Below are 19668 nucleotides of genomic sequence, written 5' to 3'. Positions count from 1 at the left end.
GCAGACGACGAGCCTAGGCCGGCATCCGATGGACTGCCGGCGCAGGTCCGACGAGGCTAGAGATTTGAGTGACCGCAACGTGGCTCGCTCACGAACTCATACGACGCAATGTCGGGCGATTGCCCGCCTTGCTAGGTCTCCCTCGGACAACCCGATCCATTCAGAAAGGGCCTACGTGTCCGTCCGTAGACGAATGGCTCAATACCAGCGACCGCGACCGTACCAGCCGCCGCCGCCGAGCAAGAGAACGATGAGAACGATGATGAGTAGTGTGGTGATATCCATTTGGGTCTCCTGGGAGTACCCTGGTTATCGTCGATCAAGATGATGGACGATGCTATTTTTTGCTGTACTCCAACGTAGGATGTAACGCGCCAGATGAGCCTTCGTTCCGGCGCCCAGAGGCGGGCGGGCCGCCCGCCGTCGTTTGGGGTGTTATTTGGCGCGGTGCCAGACGCCGTTGACGCCGTCACCCTTGACGTCGCCAGCCTTCGTGTCTTCGGCATAGGTGTAAAGCGGCTTTCCGTCGTAGGCCCACATCTGCTTGCCGGCGGTGTCCTTGACCAACGACCATTCGCCATCTGCCTTTGCATTCGCTGCGGCGTGGAAGGCCGGCCATTTCTTCAGGCAATCGGCGTCGCAGTTCGACTTGCCCTTGGTGTCCTTGTCGAACGTGTAGAGGGTCATGCCCGTATCCGTCGCCATGACCTTGCCCATCTTCGTGTCGACCATCTTGCCTGGTTCTGCGGCAAAGGCCGTCCATGACGTAGCGGCAGCCACGCCCAATGCGATCAGAAAGGTTTTCATGATTTTTCCCATCGGGGATGCCGGCGGAATGCCAGTAGTGCCCCGAAGTCTAACACATGCAAACGTGTCGCTTCGATTGCGGTTCCATGAACGCGCGAAGTTGGAGGCGTCTATCGGCTCGGACAAGAGCGGAACCTTGACCGACAACGTCAACCGCCGTGGCGGCTGCCTTGGTGCGGCGGAACTAGCTCTCATCTTCCGGCGCGCGGGGCGGAACCTTTATCGTGCCCCTGCGTATGCCGTCTTTGAGATTGAGAATATCCAGAAGATCATCCGCTTCATCGCGCGGCAAGTTCGACAGCAGAGAGCCGTGAAGAACGACCGGCTGCCCGGTGAAGACATCGACCACCGCCCAGACATTGTTGGCTTCGACCTTGAGACCGTACCGTAGCGTTGCCATGGTTCAGCCCAGTCCACAATCGGGGTTCACGACCTGGCCCTGATCCGCCAGATGCGGCATGGCTGAGCGACCATCGGCGTTGCCCTGAGGCGGTCTGAAGGCCCAGACAAGGACAACCGACAGGGCAACCAGAAGCAGGCAGAAGACCAAACGGGAGGACATTGCGCCTCTCCTTCTTCGAATGAGATCATCGCGGCCGGGCGTCATCAGGCTTGAGTAAGGAAACGTGCAAGCGCCTTTTGCAAGGTGTCGGCAGCCGTTCGGTTCAAGGCCCCTTCGATCGCAGTCTCCAATTCCAAACGATGAGCTTACCACATCCGCAATTGACGCGGGGCTTTATCGAGCGGACAACGGAAAACCGTGATGGAGTGACGGTTGATGAGCCCCGACATCCGGAGAACCACCGGCAAGCCCGCCAACAGGAGCGCGCATCCCCACCAGCAGACACAACCGCCTCAATTGAAACTCAATCGACGCGCTATATTAAGCCAAGTAGATTTGGCCGATGTGGCTTTCGCGGTATCAGAACTTCGAACCGCCCCGATCTCCTAAATTTTCGACAGATACGCAAGCTTCGGTTCCAGTGCTTGGGCCAACGCTTCGTCTCGAAGCACATCTCGCTTCGGGACATCTGTTCGCCCGAGCCAAGCCATCTTTGAGCAGCTGTCCGGCCGACCGTGCCCAAGCACATTTTTAGAGGACTGAGACCATCATGAACACGCTAACGTTCACCAAACGCATCATCCGCAGTCCGCGCGACCAGTCGCCTGTCCACCGTTTTCACGTTGGCCAGCTCGTTCGCTCCAGAGGGGCGCTGACGAGGGAGTCAATTGTCGGAGAAACATATCGCATTACCGCGACGCTGCCGATCCGCGACAATGCGCTCCAGTACCGCATACGCAGCAACGGCGAATGCCATGAGCGGGTAACCGATGAAGGCAATCTCGAACTCGCCAATGCCGGCAACGACGCGATCGCACGGGCCGAACGGGCGTTCAGAACTGCACACATCTTGTAAACACCAAGCCAAGCGGTCCGAACAGATCAGCCACAGGAGGCGATCATGAAGTACCACATACCGGCTCAGATCTATCTCTTCGACTATCGCGGTCTGCTTGCCTGGATTGCCCTTTCGCTCGCGATCGCCGTCGTCGTTACCACAATCCTCTTCGGGCGGATCTTGTGATGGCGCGGCGCGAAGATGAATGCACGTCTTCACGCGTCCACCCGGCCGACCCACCGCTGGCCAACTTGGCTTACCGCTAAAAGGATCACACCATGCCACTGAGCTTCCCAAACCAATCCCGAAGCTTCGATGGTGCGAGGAACGCCGTTCGCTTCCTTGGCCACGACGGCATGTTCGAAGTGCCCTTCTATGTCGAGGCGGCGGCTCTGGCCCGTGGCGCGCCCACCCGGACGACCGAGGCGGCCTGCCTCCAGGCATTCGACGCCGCACGCAACTCGATCTACGAAGTCGCAAGGGCAGCCTATGCCAACGGGCGCCGGACAATCTATATCCTCACAGCCGCGGACTTCCGCTAGATCTCGGCCGCTAGATCTCGGAAGGAAACCCGCGGCACCCGCTCGCGCCCAACACCCCTTGGTCTCACAGGATCGCCGCCCTGTTCGGCGACTTCACTGTCCACGTCCCCTCTCCCCGCAGGCGGCGACAGGGTGTGGCAACCTCAACTCCGTTGTTGAAATGCGTCCCGCTACCCTGTGGGCGACGCTGTCGCGACCGCTTGTCGCCAGCGCCTTTGGTATTATTGTTCCGCGAACCACAAACCAGGACCCGTGCATGCGGCACCCGGCAGTTTCACGGATCTGCTGAAATCACCAAGCGACAGGACTTCTCATGAAACTCGGCTTCATCGGCACCGGCGCACTCTCGTCTGCGATCGTCACCGGGCTCAAATCGCTTCCGGGCGAAACCACGCCGGTCGTGCTGTCGCCACGCAACGAAGAGATCGCGGCGGGCCTTGCCGCGCGGTTTCCCGATGTGCGGGTGGCGGCCGACAATCAGGCGGTCCTGGACGATTGCGACACGGTCATGCTTGCCGTCCGGCCACAGATCGCCCGCGAAGTGCTGCCGCTGTTACGCTTCCGGCCAGACCATCACGTGGTCAGCCTGATCGCGACCTTCTCCTGCAATGAGATCGCCGCCATGGTCGGCCCGGTGAAGCGGGTGACCAAGGCATTGCCGATGCCGATGATCGCGATCCGCCAGGGGCCGACGATCATTTTCCCGCCGGATCCGGAAATGGCAGCGTTTTTCGGCAGGCTCGGCAAGGCGATCGAGGTTGAAAGCGAGAGCGAGTTCGATGTGCTGAGCGTGGCGACTGCCACCTATGCCAGCTACTTCAAATATCTCGAAACGATCCATGGCTGGCTGAAAGACAACGGCGTGGAGGACGCCAAGGGGCGTGACTATGTGGCCTCGCTGTTTGCCGCGTTGGGACAGGCACCGGCAACGACGCCGAATGCCAGCTTCGCGCATCTGGCTCAGGACTATGCGACCCGCGGCGGAATCAACGAACAGGTGCTGCGAGAGCTGACGGAGCACGGGACGTTCGAGCGGTTCAAGGAAAGTCTCGGCGGTATTCACCGCCGCATCACCGCGGCTTCATAGCGTTGGCCACGGTACAACCTCAGAAGCGAAGCTCGATCACGTCGGGAGGAGTCTTGCTGTAATCGGAGTAGCGAATCCAGCGCGGTTCGACCCGGAACACCACGGCACCCTTCTCGACAAACTCTCTTTCGGCCGGAACGCTTTTCACATGCGCTTCCTGGTATCGCTCGAGATCATCGGCGGAGACCTTCGTCGCGTCGCCTTCATATTGAACGGTGATGTTGTTGTCCCAGCCGATGACGAGCGCGACACGGCTCTGCTCGGAGAGATTGACGAACTTGCGGGTATGTTCGAACGTGTCGAACACGATTTCCAGGTCGTCTCGCACCGAGAAATCGATAGCCGCCGCTTCAGGCCTGCCATCCCGGCCGCAGGTCGCGATCACGGCCAAGGTGTGCTGCCTCAAGAAGTCGAGGATCATGCGTCTGGCTTGAATGTCGCCCATTGCTTCATCTTCCCGGATGGCTGGGTGCGTTGCCGGCGGAACGAATTCAGGCTTTCCTGCCAAGCTCAGCTTGACAAGGCGATGGAGGGAGTCAAGGTGATCTCATAGCCATCGGCAACCATGCGGCGAACCATCAGCAGCGCGGCGCCCTTGCCGTGAGGCCATATTGAAGAAGATCGCCACGCCTGTCGGAGGAGACAGCAGTGAAATTCCTCGAATACCTGCCCTATGCGCTTGGATGTGCGGCCGGCCTGCTTCTGGCTCTGCTGATCGGTGCGGTCTGCAACCTGACGGAAGACGTAGCGATGCTCGAGTCCGTGGCATTGGTCGTGCTCGGCGGCGGCGTGGCCGAATGGTACTGGAACAAGTTAAGCCGCCGGTAACGGGCAAGCCTTCATAACTCGGCCCTGTTCATCCGCGGGGCCGCCATGACCGACATCGCCAGTCCGAATCAAGCCGCAGGCAAGCGCCCGGGCCGTATCGTCGTGGTCACGGCGGGCGGTGAGAACCCGTGGATCATGATCAATGCGCTCGCCGCGCGCTTTTCCGACATCACCGTCATCGAGGAACAGCCGGAATCGAAAGCTGTGTTCCTGCGCCGCCGCGCCCGCAAGCTCGGCTGGCCGACGGCGCTGGGGCAGCTTGCCACCATGATCGCCTCGCGCTTCGGCAAGCGCTTTACCCGTAGCCGCGCCAAAGAAATTCTGAAGACCTACAAGGTTTCGGGCACGCCCGATCCATCAATTACCATCAAACCGGTCGCCTCGATCAACGACGCCGAAACTCTGGTGCACATCCGCGCGCTGGACCCGGGCGTCGTCTTCCTCATCAGTTGCCGCATGCTGAAGGCCGGAACCCTTGCCGCGATCCCCTGCCCGGTCCTCAATTTCCATGCCGGTATCAACCCCACCTATCGCGGCCTGATGGGCGGCTACTGGGCGCTGGTCAGCGACGATGCGGAGAATTTCGGCGCGACCGTGCATCTGGTCGATGCCGGCGTCGACACCGGCGGTGTGCTCTACCAGTCACGCCAAAGGCCGAGCCAAAGCGACACGATGCACACCTATCCGCTGCTGCAGACGGCTGCTTCCACTGAAATCGCGATCGCTGCCGTCGAGGACGCGCTTGAGGGAAACTTACGACCCACCGATGTCGCAGGCCCGTCACGGCAATGGTACCACCCCCCGATCTGGACCTGGGTGTGGAACGGGCTCACACGTCGTATCTGGTAGGCGGTGCAAAGGGTTATCGGTCCTGTCGCATGCGCGCTAAAAGCCTGAAACTGTGGGCAATCCGCTCCGAACGGCATTGACGCGCCGGACCACCCGGCCGACGCTCGCGCGTCTCCTGAAGCGCGCCCGCGGCGGCTCGTCGCCCAGCGTCGTTTTTGGACATATCCGACGTCGTGGCGAGATGAGCCCGGACGCCTGTACATGCGCATTGTCGCACCTACAGCGCCGCGCGTCGTATCAGGCGCGCAAAGGTCGCTGTAGCGCTTTAGAGTGCTGCATGTTTTTGATCCTTAATCGGCTCCGATTAAAGGAAACATGCAGGGGAGGAGAACGACACCCGATGGCAGATCGCATTATCGTCTACTGGCGCGACATTCCGGCCCAGATCATCATCAAGAAGGGCCGCACGACGGCGAAGCGCGAGCTGTCGCTGCGTTTCACCGAGGCGATCGACATGTGCGCGATGCGCACCGGTGCCGCCGAAACCGACGACTATCTCGCAGAATGGCGCAAGGCCGATCCGGTGCCGGTGTCGGACGATCTGGAAGCGGAAGCCGACAGCGCTGCCGCCGAACTCGAAGCCGCCTATGACCGCGAGCGGCTCGTCGCACTGGTCAAGGCCGGAGGCCGCGACAATGGCTGATGCCAAACCTGCAGGCGAACAGAAGATCATGAAGGGCAACGCAGCACCTGGGGCAAAGGCTGCGACCGGCGCCTATACCCCGACCGGGGTTTCTCCGAGCCGCCGGTCGCGCCACAAATATACGGTTCGCCTCTGGGCCGTGCGCAACTCCCGTTTCCTCGAGTGGTTCTACAACCGCTTCGCCGATGTATTCCTGCTCTTGCATCCGCTGTGGAACGCGATCGGCTACGGACGGGTCGAGCGGCCGGTGACCTTCGTCGAGCGTCACGTCAAGGGCTTCCTGTTCGACTGTCGCATGTGCGGCCAGTGCGCGCTGTCTTCAACCGGCATGTCCTGCCCGATGAACTGTCCGAAGCAGCTGCGCAATGGCCCCTGCGGCGGCGTGCGCGCCAACGGCAATTGCGAGGTCGAGCCGGATATGCCCTGCGTCTGGGTGCAGGCCTGGAAGGGCTCGCAGAACATGGAGAAGGGCAATGCGATCATGAACGTGCAGAAGCCGGTCAACCAGTCGCTGCGCGAAACTTCGTCCTGGCTGCGCGTTACGGCGGAAGCCGCAGCGCAGCGTGAAGCGGCATCCAAGGAAGGCCAGGCATGAGCCCCGATATCAATCCCTTCGATCCCGGCGCGCCGCTTGAGCCCCTGCCCGGCCATTCCTCCCGCGGCCGTCTGGAGCGTGTTCTGCGTCGCGGCGAATTTGCCGTCACCGCCGAGCTCAACCCGCCCGACAGCGCCAACCCGCAGGACGTCTACGAACGCGCTGCGGTCTTCGACGGCTGGGTCGACGGCATCAACGCGGTGGATGCATCCGGCGCCAACTGCCACATGTCCTCGGTCGGCATCTGCGCGCTTTTGACCCGCATGGGCTATGCGCCGATCATGCAGATCGCCTGCCGCGACAAGAATCGCATCGCCATCCAGGGCGACGTGCTCGGCGCTTCGGCCATGGGCGTGCAGAACATCATGTGCCTGACCGGCGACGGCGTGCAGGCCGGCGACCAGCCGGGCGCAAAGCCGGTCTTCGACCTCGACTGCATGTCGCTGCTCGAAACCGTGCGCATCATGCGCGACAACTCGAAGTTCCTTTCCGGCCGCAAGCTGACGACGCCGCCGCAGGTGTTCCTGGGTGCTGCCATCAACCCCTTTGCCCCGCCTTACGATTTCCGCCCCTACCGGCTGGCCAAGAAGATCGAGGCCGGCGCGCAGTTCGTGCAGAGCCAGTACTGCTTCGACGTGCCGATGTTCCGCGAATACATGAAGAAGGTGCGCGACCTCGGCTTGCACGAGAAGTGCTATATCCTCGTCGGCGTCGGGCCGATGGCATCGGCCAAGACCGCCCGCTGGATCCGCTCCAACGTTCCGGGCATCCATATCCCCGACAGCGTCATTACCCGCCTGGAAGGCGCGCAGGACCAGAAGAAGGAAGGCAAGCAGCTCTGCATCGACATCATCAACGAGGTGAAGGAGATCGAAGGTGTCTCCGGCATCCACGTGATGGCCTATCGCCAGGAAGAATATGTCGCAGAGATCGTGCATGAATCGGGCGTGCTGAAGGGCCGCCGGCCCTGGAAGCACGAGACGCTGCCTGAGGATGCGCTCGTTGCCGAGCGGCTGGAGCATATTCGCGAAGGCAAGGAAGAAAACCAGCAGGAGATGGCCGAAGCCGCAGCCCATCATCCGCACTGACCAGACCGCAGACAAAACCGGCGCCTATCAGAAGGCGCCTATCATCGACTTCCTGGGCGTGATTACATAGCCCGACGCCAATTGACAAAGGACCCTGCATGACCCGGACCATCGTCGCTTCCGCCACCCGCGAGATCATCATCGGCTTCGACCAGCCGTTCTGCGTCATCGGCGAACGCATCAACCCGACCGGCCGCAAGAAACTCGCCGCCGAAATGATCGAGGGCAACTTCGACACGGTGATCAAGGATGCGCTGGAGCAGGTGGCAGCGGGCGCGACGATGCTCGACGTTAACGCCGGCGTCACCGCCGTCAACCCGAACGAGACCGAGCCGCCGCTGCTCGTCAAGACGCTCGAAATCGTCCAGGGCCTCGTCGATGTACCGCTGGCGATCGACAGTTCCGTCACCGCCGCGATCGAGGCGGCACTGCGCGTTGCCAAGGGCCGCCCGCTGGTCAATTCCGTCACCGGCGAAGAGGAGAAGCTCGAAGCGATTCTGCCGCTCGTCAAGAAATACGACGTACCGGTGGTGGCTATCTCCAACGATGAAACCGGAATCTCGATGGACCCGGACGTGCGCTTCGCCGTCGCCAAGAAGATCGTCGAGCGCGCCCTGGATCACGGCATCAAGCCACACGACATCGTTGTCGATCCGCTGGTCATGCCGATCGGAGCCCTGGGCGACGCTGGCCGGCAGGTCTTCGCGCTCCTGCGGCGGCTCCGCGAGGAGCTCAAGGTCAACACCACCTGCGGCCTCTCCAACATCTCCTTCGGCCTGCCGCACCGCCACGGCATCAATGCCGGCTTCATCCCGATGGTCATCGGCGCCGGCATGACGTCGGCGATCATGAACCCCTGCCGCCCGCAGGAAATGGAAGCCGTGCGCGCCGCCAACGTTCTGAACGGCACCGATCCGAACTGCACCCACTGGATCAAGACCTATCGCGACCACAAGCCGGCCGAAGGCGGTCACGTCGTTGCGGCCGCACCGGCAGCCGCCAGCGGTGGACGCCGCGGCGGTCGCGCGGCCCGCACCGGCGGTGCGGCTGCGAGCGAATAGTTCTTGGTTCGACCCTGAAGCAATCGAAGGGAGAAAGACGATCGGAAGCCAACTGCGCCTCCTCGCCGTCGTTCTCCCTTTGGTCGTTATCGCCCGGTACACGTTGTTTGACGATGCGGCGGAGTTTCAGCGGTTTTACGCAGTACTCCGGACCTATGTTGTGCCTGTGATCATCGTGACGGCTGTCGTGCTTGGAGCAATAATGATCGCCACCGTCACAAAGAAGGTCTATCTCGGTCCGGAGGAACGGGTCATCAAGGCCCGCCTCTGGGGCAGTTCGGCCGTGCTCGGAGCGGCTCTTGTGTATGCACTCGCAGTCGTAAAACTTGCCGGGGCGCCGTAGCAACGCACGTCGGTTCATCCATCCGCCAACGCAAAGTGGAGATCACCATGACACGCCGCCTTCGCCTCGATGCCGCGACCCTCTGGTTTGAAGCGCCCTTCGTCATCGCCGTCCGGCTGCAGGAAATGCAGATGGCGGCGCTAACGGGCAAGTCCCACGACGTAACCGAGCTTCACCGCATGATCTCCGAGAAGATCGCGGCCTCAGCGGAAAGCGTCATGGCCGTGAACATGGCCCTTTGGAAAGCTGCCTTCGACAACACGCTGCGGCTGATGGCCGGCGGCACGGCCTCCGGCCACGGAACGGCGATTGCGTCCGCAGCGCTCAGGCCCTATGGCAAGCGGGTGCGCAGCAACGCCCGGCGTCTGTCGCGCAAGTAACCTGACCGGCCGCCAAGCCTCACGCCTTAACTGTTTGAAACAGATGCTTCCATGTCGGGATTGGACAACTATCGGGCGGCGTTCCGGTGCAGTCTGAAACCGTTTAGCCGTGCTTCGCTCACCTGTTGAAGCGGACCTGACGAAAGACTAGAGCATGCGCATCGAAGGCACTTCCGAGATCGAGATCAACATGACCGAAGCCGCGCAAAAGGAACCTCTGGTGCTGTTCATGCCTTCGGGCAAACGCGGCCGCTTCCCGGTCGGCACCCCGGTTCTCGATGCCGCCCGCAAGCTCGGCGTCTATGTCGAAAGTGTGTGCGGCGGCCGCGCCACCTGCGGGCGCTGTCAGATCGTGGTGCAGGAAGGTAACTTCGCCAAGCACAAGATCGTTTCCTCCAACGAGCACATCTCGGAAAAGGGCGCCAAGGAAGATCGCTACGAAAAGATCCGCGGCCTGCCCGATGGCCGACGCCTCTCCTGTTCCGCCCAGATCCTCGGTGATCTCGTCATCGACGTGCCGCAGGATACCGTCATCAACGCGCAGGTGGTGCGCAAGGCCGCGACCGATCGGGTGATCGAGCGCAATGCCGCCGTCCAGCTCTGCTATGTCGAGGTGGACGAGCCCGACATGCACAAGCCGCTCGGCGACCTCGACCGGCTGAAGGTGATGCTGGAGAAGGACTGGGGCTGGAAGGATCTCCTGATTGCGCCGCACCTGATCCCGCAGGTGCAGACCATTCTGCGCAAGGGCAACTGGGCCGTCACCGCCGCCATCCACCGCGACATGGATTCATCCCGCCCCTTCATCGTCGGCCTGTGGCCGGGTCTGAAGAACGAGGCCTATGGCGTTGCCTGCGACATCGGTTCGACCACCATCGCCATGCATCTGGTGTCGCTGCTTTCCGGCCGCATCGTCGGCTCCTCGGGCGCCTCCAACCCGCAGATCCGCTTCGGCGAAGACCTGATGAGCCGCGTTTCCTACGTGATGATGAACCCGGACGGCCGGGAAGCCATGACCAAGGCGGTGCGCGAGGCGGTCAACGGCCTGATCGGCAAGGTCTGCGCCGAGGGCGAAGTCGACCGCCACGACATTCTCGACATGGTCTTCGTTGGCAACCCGATCATGCACCACCTGTTCCTCGGCATCGACCCGACGGAACTCGGCCAGGCGCCGTTTGCGCTCGCCGTCTCCGGCGCGCTGCAATATTGGGCGCACGAGATCGACATCGACGTCAACCGCGGCGCGCGGCTCTATATGCTGCCCTGCATCGCCGGCCACGTCGGCGCCGATGCGGCGGGTGCCACGCTCGCCGAAGGTCCCTATCGCCAGGACAAGATGATGCTGCTCGTCGATGTCGGCACCAATGCCGAGATCGTGCTCGGCAACAAGGACCGCGTCGTCGCCGCCTCGTCACCGACAGGCCCAGCCTTCGAGGGTGCTGAAATCTCCTCGGGCCAGCGCGCCGCCCCCGGCGCCATCGAGCGCGTGCGTATCGACCCCGAAACGCTGGAACCGCGCTTCCGGGTGATCGGCGTCGACAAGTGGTCGGACGAGGAAGGTTTTGCCGAGGCGGCCGCCTCCGTCGGCGTGACAGGCATCTGCGGCTCGGCGATCATCGAGATCGTCGCCGAGATGTACCTTTCCGGCATCATCTCGCAGGATGGCGTCGTCGATGGCGCGATGGCGGCGAAAAGCCCGCGCATCATCCCCAACGGCCGCACCTTCTCCTATCTGCTGCACGAGGGCGAACAGCGCATTACCGTGACGCAGAACGACATCCGCGCCATCCAGCTTGCGAAAGCTGCCCTCTATGCCGGCATCAAGCTGTTGATGGAGAAGCTCGATATCGAGCATGTCGACACCATCCGCTTTGCCGGCGCCTTCGGCTCCTTCATCGACCCGAAATACGCGATGGTCCTGGGCCTCATTCCGGACTGCGACCTCGACGAGGTCAAGGCCGTCGGCAACGCCGCCGGCACCGGCGCGCTGATGGCGCTGCTTAACCGCGGCCACCGTCGCGAGATCGAGCAAACCGTCAGCAAAATCGAGAAGATAGAGACGGCGCTTGAATCAAAGTTTCAGGAGCACTTCGTCAACGCCATGGCGATGCCGAACAAGGTCGACGCCTTCCCGAAGCTTTCTGCAGTCGTGACTTTGCCGGAGCGCAAGGTGACGGGCGATGATGGCGAGGGTGGCGGTCGTCGGCGGAGAAGAAGCCGGGAGTAGAGTGAGTCGGCTAAGCTGCCGTCTTCAGACCGTCATCTCAAGGCGCTCATCAGCGTCCTGGGCAGCGGCCCGCCTCGCTCGTCATGAAGCTCGAGCGAGGCCGTCTCGAACAGAACCTCGATCGTTACGTCGTTAAAGGATATGAGCCAGAAACGCGGATTGAGGACTTTCCATTTGGCCGCTTCGTCACCGTCCACGACTTCATTGAACGCCCATGGACGGATTGGGTACCTGCACTCCGGCAGGCCATCGACATTCATCGGCGTAATCCGGAAATCGATAACGTCGCCGAACTTGAGAACGACATTACCGCCGCCAGCGCTCGGAGCAGCTTCATAACAGACAAAAGCGCTGAGCCCATCGTAGAGCACAGCGGGATTTGCGACAGTTCCCAACGCGGGAAAAGCCTCCTGCGGTATCGATATCTGCATGATTTGATTGTGGGCACTGTTTCTGTTGACGACGAGATGGTTCCGGTCAGCCGCCACTTTGTCAACTCTTCTGCCGTCTCGCACCGTCTGGAACGCTGCCTGACCTCTTCACCAGACGTGGACACTCGATATTTCGGCTTGCCTTAATTCCGGCGGCGGGCGACGGTCTGATGAATCGTATTCTTTGAACTGGCATCCAAAACCCATGAACGACAAGATTCTCGATACCCTGACCGGCATGTACTTCACCGTCGACGATCCCGATGGCACCTATGGCACCGGCCAGGTGGTCCGTCTCGCCGCCGAAGGCATCTATTTCATTCGCTACGACGGCAACGAGGTGGAGCTGCCGATGGAGCTCGTCTCGCTCGGCGAGATGCTGCAGACGACCGAAGAAGATTACAAGCTCTGGCGGTTCTTCGACACGATCGAGGAACGGGACAAGTGGATCGAATGGCTGGATGCGCCATCAAAGCCACGCGTCGTCACGCTGGTGCGGCCGACACCAACAAAATAAAGGTTCGCCGCAACGCTCTCGGCCGCCAACCCTGCCGCTCCTCGCGCTAAATCGGGCAACCCACCAGACTGGTCGGAAGGTGGAGACGACGGCCGTCCCGAAGCTTTCGGCCGCCGTCATTGCCAAAGGGCAAACTGGCGGCGGACGAAGGCGGCCACGGGGCATCGATGGCCATCAAGGCTTCGAACCCATGGCCACCGTCAAGCAGGCGTGCTGATCAGTAATACGGCGACACGCATTCCTGGCGCGGCCCGTAATAGGGCTGGAAAGTGTTGTCGTAGGCGTTGTACGAGCGGTAGCGGTCATAGCACCATTCGACATGCGCAGACGGCGCGTTGGAATAGACCCTGCGAGGTGGCTGCGCGATCGCGCCACCGATAACCACTCCTGCCCCGAATGCCGCCAGAGGATACCACCATCCGTCACTGTGCCGACGGTAACCGTCGCGACGGTAGCGGTAGCCCTCGTAGCCATTGTAATAGCCGTATCGTGGAGCCGCATTGTAACGGTTGCCGCCGTAACGGTAGCCGTTATACCCGCGTTTGTGCGGCGGTCCGCCGTAATGACCTGGCTTGTGGTGGATCAACTCGACAGGCTGGGAAACTGACTGCCCCACCGAAACGGGAGACATGGGCACGGCCTGCGCCGAGACCGCCGACAGTGCCGTAGCCGCGGCTACGAGTACTGCACCTATTCTTTTCATGGCATCGTCCAACTGTTGTTCGTCGGGTCATTTTCCGGCACCCGTCATGAACCTCAGATGAACGTGCGCAGCTTGGCGCAGCGTCGAACCTCAAAGCAGCGGGAGCCCATGACCAGATGAAGATCATCATTCCGTAGTGGGGCCAACAAAAAAGGCCGGGGCGAAACCGCACCGACCTTCCTCATCATCGCTCTTACACCAGTGCCAGTACATCCGTGGTCAAAAGTCTAATGCGACGCGGCGATTGCGAGCGGCGAGAATTTTCAGCGCTCATAAGCAATGCCGATGGCCGGGTGTATACGGGGCGATTGTGTTCGAAACAAGGTTGGAAGCGCGCCGCCTTCGATGCGACGCCAAACCAACCGGGCTCGACGCTTCACCCCACCTTCGCCGCAAACGCTGCGAGCAGCCCTGCCCAGCCACCGTCGGAATCAAGCGAGGCACGGGCTACCTCCGCCTTCGCGCCGTAGTTGGCGAGGTCGCGATGTTCGAGCCGCACGGTGGTGCCGCCTTCCGGCGTCGGTTCGAAGGTCACCTCCACCTCGGTCTCGAAATCGGCATCGAAGGTCCATTCGGCATTGAGCTGCCAGGCGAAGAGGATCCGCTTCGGCGGCTCGTAAGCGAGCACCCGGCCCCAGTCCTTTTCCTCGCCCGAGGTGCCCACCTCATACCAACGGCCGCCGGCGGCGGGCTCGACGATAACAGCCCTCTGGCCGCTCGCCGTCAGGCTGTGGGTCTTCAGCCACCAGTCGCCCATGCGCGCGACGAAGATCTCGAAGGCGCGCTCCGGAGGAGCGCTGACGGTTACGGATTTGCGCACCGGCGCCGGCTCGATCATATGCATATCCTTTCCTCCCATTGCTGACATGGTCGCGGCGGAGGCGTGTCGACCGTAGGGCTTCCGCCCCCTATCGCTCCGGTTCCCTCGGCTCAGTTCCCGAAGCCTCGTCGCTGTCGGCCAGCGCCTTAAAGGCGGCCAGCTGATCCTCCCAGAAGCGGTCCAGCCATTGCCTGAGCGGCCCGAGGCCCGCCGGATCGATCGAATAGATGCGCCTCTGGCCCTGAGGCTCGTCGGTGACCAGCCCCGCCTCCTTCAGCACCTTCAGATGCTGCGAGATCGCCGGCTGCGAGACCGGCAAGGACCGGGCGACATCAGCAACCGAGGAACGTCCTTTGGCAAGCTTCTCGAAGATCGCCCGGCGTGTCGGGTCCGCGAGCGCTGTGAGCACTTTTCCTTCATAAGCCATGACTTATCATAAGGCACTGCTTATGAGAGTCAACCGCTGGCGCCGCCACGCAAAAGCGCCGCGCGTTCGGCGGAACACGCGGCGCTTGGGTTGAGAGCGGTGGCGGACCGCGAATTATTGCGGTGTCAGGTCGAAGCCGAACCACTTTTCCGACAGGCGCTTGATGGTGCCGTCGGCCTTGGCTGCGGCGATGGCGTCGTCAAACAGCGCCTTCAGCTCGGTATCGCTCTTGCGCAAGCCGACGGAGCTGCCGGCGCCGAGGAAGCCGCCCTGGAAACGGGGGCCGACGATGACCATGTCGCTATTTGCGGGCTTTTCGACCGCGGTCTTCAGATAGCCCATCGATGCCATGACGAGGTCGACGCGGCCGGCGACGAGATCGAGGTCGTGCTGCTCGGTCGTCTTGTACTCGCGCACCTCGACGACGTCCTTGAGGTATTCGTCGATGAAGCGCGCGGCGATCGAGGCGGTCTGGACGCCGACGGTCTTGCCTTCGACCAGCGGCTTCAATTCATCGACCGCCTTGCGCGCGCCTGCCTCGTTGGAGGCGAGCGAGAACAGTTCGCCCTTCATCGGCAGCGTTTCGAGATCGCCACCCTTCAGCGTGGCAAAGGCCTGGCCGGTGCTGCCATAGGACATCGAGAAGTCGATGACTTCCTTGCGCTTCTCGGTCGCCGACATGCCGGCCATGATCGCGTCGAACTTGCCGGCGTTGAGCGCCGGGATCAGGCCGTCGAAGGATTGGGCGATGATAGTGCATTCGACCTTCATATGGTCGCAGAGATATTTGCTGAGCTCGATCTCGTAACCGTCGAGCGTGCCGTCCGCCTTGGTCAGGTTATAGGGCGGAAAGGCGCCTTCGGTGGCGATCGTGATCTTGGTCCACTTCTTGTCTTCGGCCTGAGCCGGCATGGACATCAGCCCCGCGGCAACGGCAAGCGCCGAAGCCATGATTGCGGTCATCTTTTTCATTACAGCATTCCCCTTTTTGTGGATGTTGATTGGTTTGGTGGTTAGTGCGCGGCCTGCCGAGGATCATGATGATTGGAGCGGATGCGGGCGAAAAACCGCATGCACCTTTCCTCATCCGCTCGCGGCAGATCTCAACTCTTGATGAACTGGCGGAAGCGCTCCGACTTCGAACGGGTGAAGACCTCGTGCGGCGGCCCCTCCTCCTCGATCGTTCCCTTGTGCACGAACACGACGCGGCTCGAGACGTCGCGGGCAAAGCCCATCTCGTGGGTCACGACCAGCATGGTCCGCCCTTCCTCGGCGAGCCCCCGCATGACGCGCAGCACCTCGCCCACCAGTTCCGGGTCGAGCGCCGAGGTGGGTTCGTCGAACAGCATCGCCTTCGGGCGCATGGCAAGCGCGCGGGCAATCGCCGCGCGCTGCTGCTGGCCGCCGGAGAGATGCGAGGGATAGTGGTTGCGCTTGTCGGCGATGCCGACCTTGGCAAGCAGCGCCTCGGCCTCTTCCACCGCCTCGGCGCGCGGACGCTTCAGCACATGCACCGGCGCCTCGATGACGTTTTCGAGCACGGTCTTGTGGGACCAGAGATTGAAGCTCTGGAACACCATGCCGAGTTCGGAGCGGATGCGGTCCACCTGCTTCTGATCGGCCGGACGGCTGCGCCCGTCGCTCAGCGTCTTCAGCCGGATCGCCTCGCCGGCGACCTCGATCGTGCCCGAATTCGGCACCTCCAGCATGTTGATGCAACGAAGCAGCGTCGACTTGCCGGAGCCGGACGATCCGAGAATGGAAATCACTTCGCCCTCGCGTGCATCGAGCGACACGCCTTTCAGGACCTCGAGCGGGCCGAAGCTCTTGTGAAGATCGTGCACGCGGATGGCGACCGGTGCGGTGACGGCGGCGGACATGTTCAATGGGCTTCTCCCTTGAGTTCGGCAGAGATCGCCAACGGCGCGCGCAGTTGTGGGTTCAGCCGGTGCTCGGCGAAAGCGACGAGCCGGGTCAGCGCGAAATTGATGGCGAGATAGATGACCCCCGCGACGACGAAGACCTCGATCACCCGGTAGCTCTCCGAAATGAGCTTGGCGGCGACGCCAGTGATTTCCATCAGCGTGATGATCGAGGCGAGCGAGGTCGCCTTGACCATGGAGATCATCTCGTTGCCGTAGCCGGGCAGCGCCTGGCGAAGCGCTTGCGGCATGACGATGCGGCGGAAGATCATGAAGCGCCCCATGCCACAGGCCCGCGCCGCCTCGACCTGGCCGTGCGGGACCGAAAGCAGCCCGCCGCGGATGATCTCGCTGGCATAGGCGGCCGTGTTCAGCATCAGCGCCAGCACCGCGCACCAGTAGGGTTCACGGAGGATCGGCCAGAAAATGCTGTGGCGCACGGCCGGAAACTGGCTGAGACCGTAATAGATCAGGAAGATCTGCACGAGCAGCGGCGTTCCGCGAAACAGGAACACATAGACGCGGGCAAAGAGATCGAGCGCGAGAATGCCTGACAGACGCGCGAGCGCCAGCCCCAGGGCCAGCACCGAGCCGAGCACGATCGACGTGGCGGCAAGCTCAAGCGTCAGCGGCAGGGCCGCCGCCAAGCTCCAGAAGGTTTCGAGGGCAAATTTGATATCCATCAGCCCCTCCTGACGCCGCGCGAGAACCGGCGTTCGGTGACCTGAAGAACGAGGCCCGAGACCGTGGAAATCGCGAGATAGATCATCGCCGCGATGAAGAAGAAGTCGAACGGGCGGCTGGTCGATCCGGCGCCGATCTGCGCCTGGCGCAGCAGTTCGACGACGCCCGTGACCGAGACCAGCGCCGATTCCTTCAGCACCACCTGCCAGACATTGCCGAGGCCGGGCAGCGCGTAACGCAGCGTCAGAGGCGCGGTGATGCGACGGAACTTGAGCAGCCGCCCCATGCCGCAGGCGGTCGCGGCCTCCACTTCACCCGGATGGACGGCGCGAAAGGCGCCACGATAGACCTCGGTCTGCTGGGCGCCCGAGGTGATGCCGACCGCAAGTGCGCCGGCGAGGAAACCCGGGAAGCTGACGAAGCCCTCCGCGCCGAACAATTGGCCAACGGCCGTCACCACGGCACTGCCGCCGAAATAGAAGAGATAGATGACCAGCAGGTCGGGAATGCCGCGCAGGATGGTTGTGTAGGCTTCGGCAAGTGAGCAAAGCAGCGGACCACCTGAAATTTTCGCCCAGGCACCGAAGGTGCCTATGACGCCGCCGATCGCAAAACCTGCGATCGCGATCAGGATCGTCATCCACGCGCCGGCGGCAAGCGCCGGCCCCCAGCCGTCAGGCCCGAAGCTAATGATGTCAAGGAAACCGGGCCCAGTCATCGCAGCGCCTCCCTTCGCTTGTCGACCGATGACTTAACCATGACCGCCCCCGGGGATCGGCGGGTCGACATCGTCTGGAATGGGATTGACGAAGGGCGTGCCCTTCAGCCGCGCCGCGTGGTCGGCCTTGGCGGCTGCGATCAGCGCCGGATCGAGGATCAGCTCGATCGCCGTGCTCGCCATCACCTTGGCCGCATGCTCCATGCCCTTGTGGGCGGCCGGCAGTTTGCCTTGCGCGACCAGTTGCCAGGAATGGCCCGGCGTGCCGATCGCGTAAGTTGCGCCGCGCAGTTGCACGGTTGGCACCACCCAGCTGACCGTTCCGACATCGGTGGAGCCGACGAGCGTGCCGGCGCCGTTTTCCGGTGGGAAGATCGTGTCGCAGAGGGAAATGCCGCGCCGCAGTTTCAGCCCGAAGCGCTCGAAGGCGGAGGCGATGTCCTCGCGGGTGAAAGTCTCCTGGAATTTTGCCGCCATCCTGCGGTCGTCCTCATCGAACTGAGGCGGTCCCAGATGCTCGAGTTGGCGATGCATCAGCGCCTCGAGCGGCGTGTTGCCGATCAGGTTGGCGTCACCGCTGACGATCTCGTCCGTGACCGTGGTTCCCGTCATCAGCGCCGCACCCTTGGCCACGCTGCGGACCCGTTCGACGAGATCAAGCAGTTCCGGCAGGCTGCGGGCGCGAACGAGGTAACGCGCCTTCGCCCGTGCCTGCACCACGTTCGGCGCATTGCCGCCGGTATCCGTCACCGCATAGTGGATCCGCGCCGAAGACGGCATGTGTTCACGCAGATAGTTGACCCCGACATTCATCAGCTCAAGCGCATCGAGCGCACTGCGGCCGAGATGGGGTGCTGCGGATGCATGCGACGCCCGGCCGCTGAAGCGGAAGTCGAGCTCGTTGCAGGCCAGCGAAATCGGGTTGTTGACACCGGCAAAGGGTGCCGGATGCCAGGAAATCGCGATATCGACATCGTCGAACACGCCGGCGCGCACCATGAAGCCCTTGGACGAGCCGCCCTCTTCCGCCGGACAGCCGTAATAGCGCACCCGCCCCTTGATACCGTTGGCAGCAAGATAATCCTTGACGGCGGTGGCCGCCATCATCGAACCGGCGCCGAGCAGGTTGTGGCCGCAGCCGTGGCCGTTGCCGCCCTCGGTAAGCGGCCGCTCCTCGGCAACACCTGCCTCCTGGCTCAGCCCCGGCAGCGCATCGAACTCGCCGAGGATGGCAATGACCGGTCCGCCCTCGCCCGCCTCGCCCATGACCGCCGTCGGCATGCCGGCAATGCCACGCGACACGCGGAAGCCCTCAGCCTCCAGAAGACGCGCATGCTCGGCCGACGAGCGAAACTCCTCGTAGTTGGTTTCGGGCGTATCCCAGACCCGATCGCTGAGCACGAAAAACCGCTCGCGCTTGGCTTCGAGGAGATCCCAGACGGCATCGGCATTTTTCATCGTTTACTAACTTCCGCAACAATAGTAACCAGAATTGGCACCAATTTATGATAACATTTTTGGATACACAAGAGGGTCCTGAAACATTTCCACCGATGTGCCCAACAGCGAGAGGCGGGCAAGGAAAGCCGTTCTGGC

General features: G+C 62.4%; 27 protein-coding genes. 15 read left to right on the top strand and 12 right to left on the bottom strand.

The features are described 5' to 3' along the window. Positions 1–435: 435 nt before the first annotated feature. The gene (locus tag ASE60_RS25375) at positions 436–807 is read right to left on the bottom strand and encodes a hypothetical protein (RefSeq protein WP_057254125.1); all 372 of its coding nucleotides are present in this window, start codon (positions 805–807) and stop codon (positions 436–438) included. A gap of 136 nt (positions 808–943) precedes the next feature. Here ASE60_RS25375 and ASE60_RS34865 point away from each other — a divergent pair, with 136 nt between their 5' ends. Further along, a complete protein-coding gene (locus ASE60_RS34865; RefSeq protein ID WP_143032969.1) occupies positions 944–1198 on the top strand; it encodes a hypothetical protein in 255 nt (84 codons plus the stop codon). A 12-nt stretch (positions 1199–1210) separates the two neighbouring features. Here the strand turns inward: ASE60_RS34865 and ASE60_RS34860 are convergent, their stop codons facing one another. After that, positions 1211–1369, bottom strand: a complete 159-nt coding sequence (locus tag ASE60_RS34860) for a hypothetical protein (RefSeq protein WP_156414722.1) — start codon at positions 1367–1369, stop codon at positions 1211–1213. 550 nt (positions 1370–1919) lie between these two features. On the opposite strand from ASE60_RS34860, the gene ASE60_RS25365 reads away from it, so the two are divergent. The 4 genes from ASE60_RS25365 (at position 1920) to ASE60_RS25355 (ending at position 3836) form a co-directional block, all read left to right on the top strand. Next, positions 1920–2225, top strand: a complete 306-nt coding sequence (locus ASE60_RS25365; RefSeq protein WP_082616078.1) for a hypothetical protein — start codon at positions 1920–1922, stop codon at positions 2223–2225. A 45-nt stretch (positions 2226–2270) separates the two neighbouring features. Next, positions 2271–2393: a hypothetical protein gene (locus tag ASE60_RS36090; protein WP_093234627.1), complete on the top strand. Its 123-nt coding sequence runs from the start codon at positions 2271–2273 to the stop codon at positions 2391–2393. 92 nt (positions 2394–2485) lie between these two features. Beyond that, positions 2486–2749, top strand: a complete 264-nt coding sequence (locus ASE60_RS25360) for a DUF1488 domain-containing protein (RefSeq protein ID WP_057254121.1) — start codon at positions 2486–2488, stop codon at positions 2747–2749. A 313-nt stretch (positions 2750–3062) separates the two neighbouring features. Then, positions 3063–3836 (top strand): pyrroline-5-carboxylate reductase, encoded by a 774-nt coding sequence (locus ASE60_RS25355; protein ID WP_057254119.1) that lies wholly within the window; start codon positions 3063–3065, stop codon positions 3834–3836. 19 nt (positions 3837–3855) lie between these two features. Here ASE60_RS25355 and ASE60_RS25350 read toward each other — a convergent pair whose 3' ends face one another. Continuing rightward, the gene (locus ASE60_RS25350) at positions 3856–4281 is read right to left on the bottom strand and encodes a pyridoxamine 5'-phosphate oxidase family protein (protein WP_057254117.1); all 426 of its coding nucleotides are present in this window, start codon (positions 4279–4281) and stop codon (positions 3856–3858) included. A gap of 203 nt (positions 4282–4484) precedes the next feature. On the opposite strand from ASE60_RS25350, the gene ASE60_RS25345 reads away from it, so the two are divergent. From ASE60_RS25345 to ASE60_RS25305, 9 genes are all read left to right on the top strand, one after another. Next, complete coding sequence (locus ASE60_RS25345) at positions 4485–4664, top strand: hypothetical protein (protein ID WP_057254115.1); 180 nt, start codon at positions 4485–4487, stop codon at positions 4662–4664. 45 nt (positions 4665–4709) lie between these two features. Continuing rightward, positions 4710–5513: a formyl transferase gene (locus ASE60_RS25340; protein WP_057254113.1), complete on the top strand. Its 804-nt coding sequence runs from the start codon at positions 4710–4712 to the stop codon at positions 5511–5513. A 340-nt stretch (positions 5514–5853) separates the two neighbouring features. Further along, positions 5854–6156, top strand: coding sequence for a virulence factor (locus ASE60_RS25335; RefSeq protein WP_057254112.1), 303 nt, complete (start codon positions 5854–5856; stop codon positions 6154–6156). A gap of 28 nt (positions 6157–6184) precedes the next feature. Further along, positions 6185–6751, top strand: a complete 567-nt coding sequence (locus ASE60_RS25330) for a methylenetetrahydrofolate reductase C-terminal domain-containing protein (protein ID WP_112995614.1) — start codon at positions 6185–6187, stop codon at positions 6749–6751. Beyond that, positions 6748–7839, top strand: coding sequence for a methylenetetrahydrofolate reductase (locus ASE60_RS25325; RefSeq protein WP_057254108.1), 1092 nt, complete (start codon positions 6748–6750; stop codon positions 7837–7839). The genes ASE60_RS25330 and ASE60_RS25325 overlap by 4 nt, the downstream gene beginning before the upstream one ends. A 98-nt stretch (positions 7840–7937) precedes the next feature. Continuing rightward, complete coding sequence (locus tag ASE60_RS25320; protein WP_057254106.1) at positions 7938–8900, top strand: methyltetrahydrofolate cobalamin methyltransferase; 963 nt, start codon at positions 7938–7940, stop codon at positions 8898–8900. Between the two features lie 202 nt (positions 8901–9102). Beyond that, positions 9103–9243 carry a hypothetical protein gene (locus ASE60_RS35075; protein WP_162261326.1) on the top strand — a complete coding sequence of 47 codons (141 nt, stop codon included), beginning with the start codon at positions 9103–9105 and terminating at the stop codon, positions 9241–9243. A 47-nt stretch (positions 9244–9290) separates the two neighbouring features. Next, positions 9291–9623: a hypothetical protein gene (locus ASE60_RS25310; RefSeq protein ID WP_057254103.1), complete on the top strand. Its 333-nt coding sequence runs from the start codon at positions 9291–9293 to the stop codon at positions 9621–9623. Positions 9624–9777: 154 nt separating this feature from the next. Continuing rightward, entirely contained in the window at positions 9778–11850 is a 2073-nt protein-coding gene (locus tag ASE60_RS25305; protein ID WP_057254101.1) for an ASKHA domain-containing protein, read from the top strand. Between the two features lie 32 nt (positions 11851–11882). Here the strand turns inward: ASE60_RS25305 and ASE60_RS25300 are convergent, their stop codons facing one another. Further along, on the bottom strand, positions 11883–12338 hold the full coding sequence (locus ASE60_RS25300) for a hypothetical protein (protein ID WP_244495702.1): 456 nt from the start codon (positions 12336–12338) through the stop codon (positions 11883–11885). 148 nt (positions 12339–12486) lie between these two features. On the opposite strand from ASE60_RS25300, the gene ASE60_RS25295 reads away from it, so the two are divergent. Next, positions 12487–12798, top strand: a complete 312-nt coding sequence (locus ASE60_RS25295) for a hypothetical protein (RefSeq protein ID WP_057254099.1) — start codon at positions 12487–12489, stop codon at positions 12796–12798. A gap of 217 nt (positions 12799–13015) precedes the next feature. Here ASE60_RS25295 and ASE60_RS34140 read toward each other — a convergent pair whose 3' ends face one another. From ASE60_RS34140 to ASE60_RS25260, 8 genes are all read right to left on the bottom strand, one after another. Beyond that, positions 13016–13501 carry a BA14K family protein gene (locus ASE60_RS34140; RefSeq protein WP_082616076.1) on the bottom strand — a complete coding sequence of 162 codons (486 nt, stop codon included), beginning with the start codon at positions 13499–13501 and terminating at the stop codon, positions 13016–13018. 376 nt (positions 13502–13877) lie between these two features. Beyond that, on the bottom strand, positions 13878–14345 hold the full coding sequence (locus ASE60_RS25290) for an SRPBCC family protein (RefSeq protein ID WP_057254097.1): 468 nt from the start codon (positions 14343–14345) through the stop codon (positions 13878–13880). Between the two features lie 64 nt (positions 14346–14409). Next, positions 14410–14748, bottom strand: coding sequence for a metalloregulator ArsR/SmtB family transcription factor (locus ASE60_RS25285; RefSeq protein WP_057254095.1), 339 nt, complete (start codon positions 14746–14748; stop codon positions 14410–14412). 114 nt (positions 14749–14862) lie between these two features. Then, positions 14863–15720: a transporter substrate-binding domain-containing protein gene (locus ASE60_RS25280; protein ID WP_057254093.1), complete on the bottom strand. Its 858-nt coding sequence runs from the start codon at positions 15718–15720 to the stop codon at positions 14863–14865. A 131-nt stretch (positions 15721–15851) separates the two neighbouring features. Beyond that, the gene (locus ASE60_RS25275) at positions 15852–16628 is read right to left on the bottom strand and encodes an ATP-binding cassette domain-containing protein (RefSeq protein WP_057254091.1); all 777 of its coding nucleotides are present in this window, start codon (positions 16626–16628) and stop codon (positions 15852–15854) included. Between the two features lie 2 nt (positions 16629–16630). Continuing rightward, on the bottom strand, positions 16631–17353 hold the full coding sequence (locus tag ASE60_RS25270) for an ABC transporter permease (RefSeq protein ID WP_057254089.1): 723 nt from the start codon (positions 17351–17353) through the stop codon (positions 16631–16633). Continuing rightward, positions 17353–18072: an ABC transporter permease subunit gene (locus tag ASE60_RS25265; RefSeq protein WP_057254087.1), complete on the bottom strand. Its 720-nt coding sequence runs from the start codon at positions 18070–18072 to the stop codon at positions 17353–17355. The genes ASE60_RS25270 and ASE60_RS25265 overlap by 1 nt, the downstream gene beginning before the upstream one ends. A 33-nt stretch (positions 18073–18105) precedes the next feature. Further along, the gene (locus ASE60_RS25260; RefSeq protein WP_057254084.1) at positions 18106–19530 is read right to left on the bottom strand and encodes a M20 family metallopeptidase; all 1425 of its coding nucleotides are present in this window, start codon (positions 19528–19530) and stop codon (positions 18106–18108) included. Positions 19531–19668 lie beyond the last annotated feature (138 nt).

Origin of the sequence: Ensifer sp. Root278, assembly GCF_001429285.1 — a bacterium.
GTDB lineage: Bacteria > Pseudomonadota > Alphaproteobacteria > Rhizobiales > Rhizobiaceae > Ensifer.
This window is presented reverse-complemented; position numbering and strand designations above follow the sequence as displayed.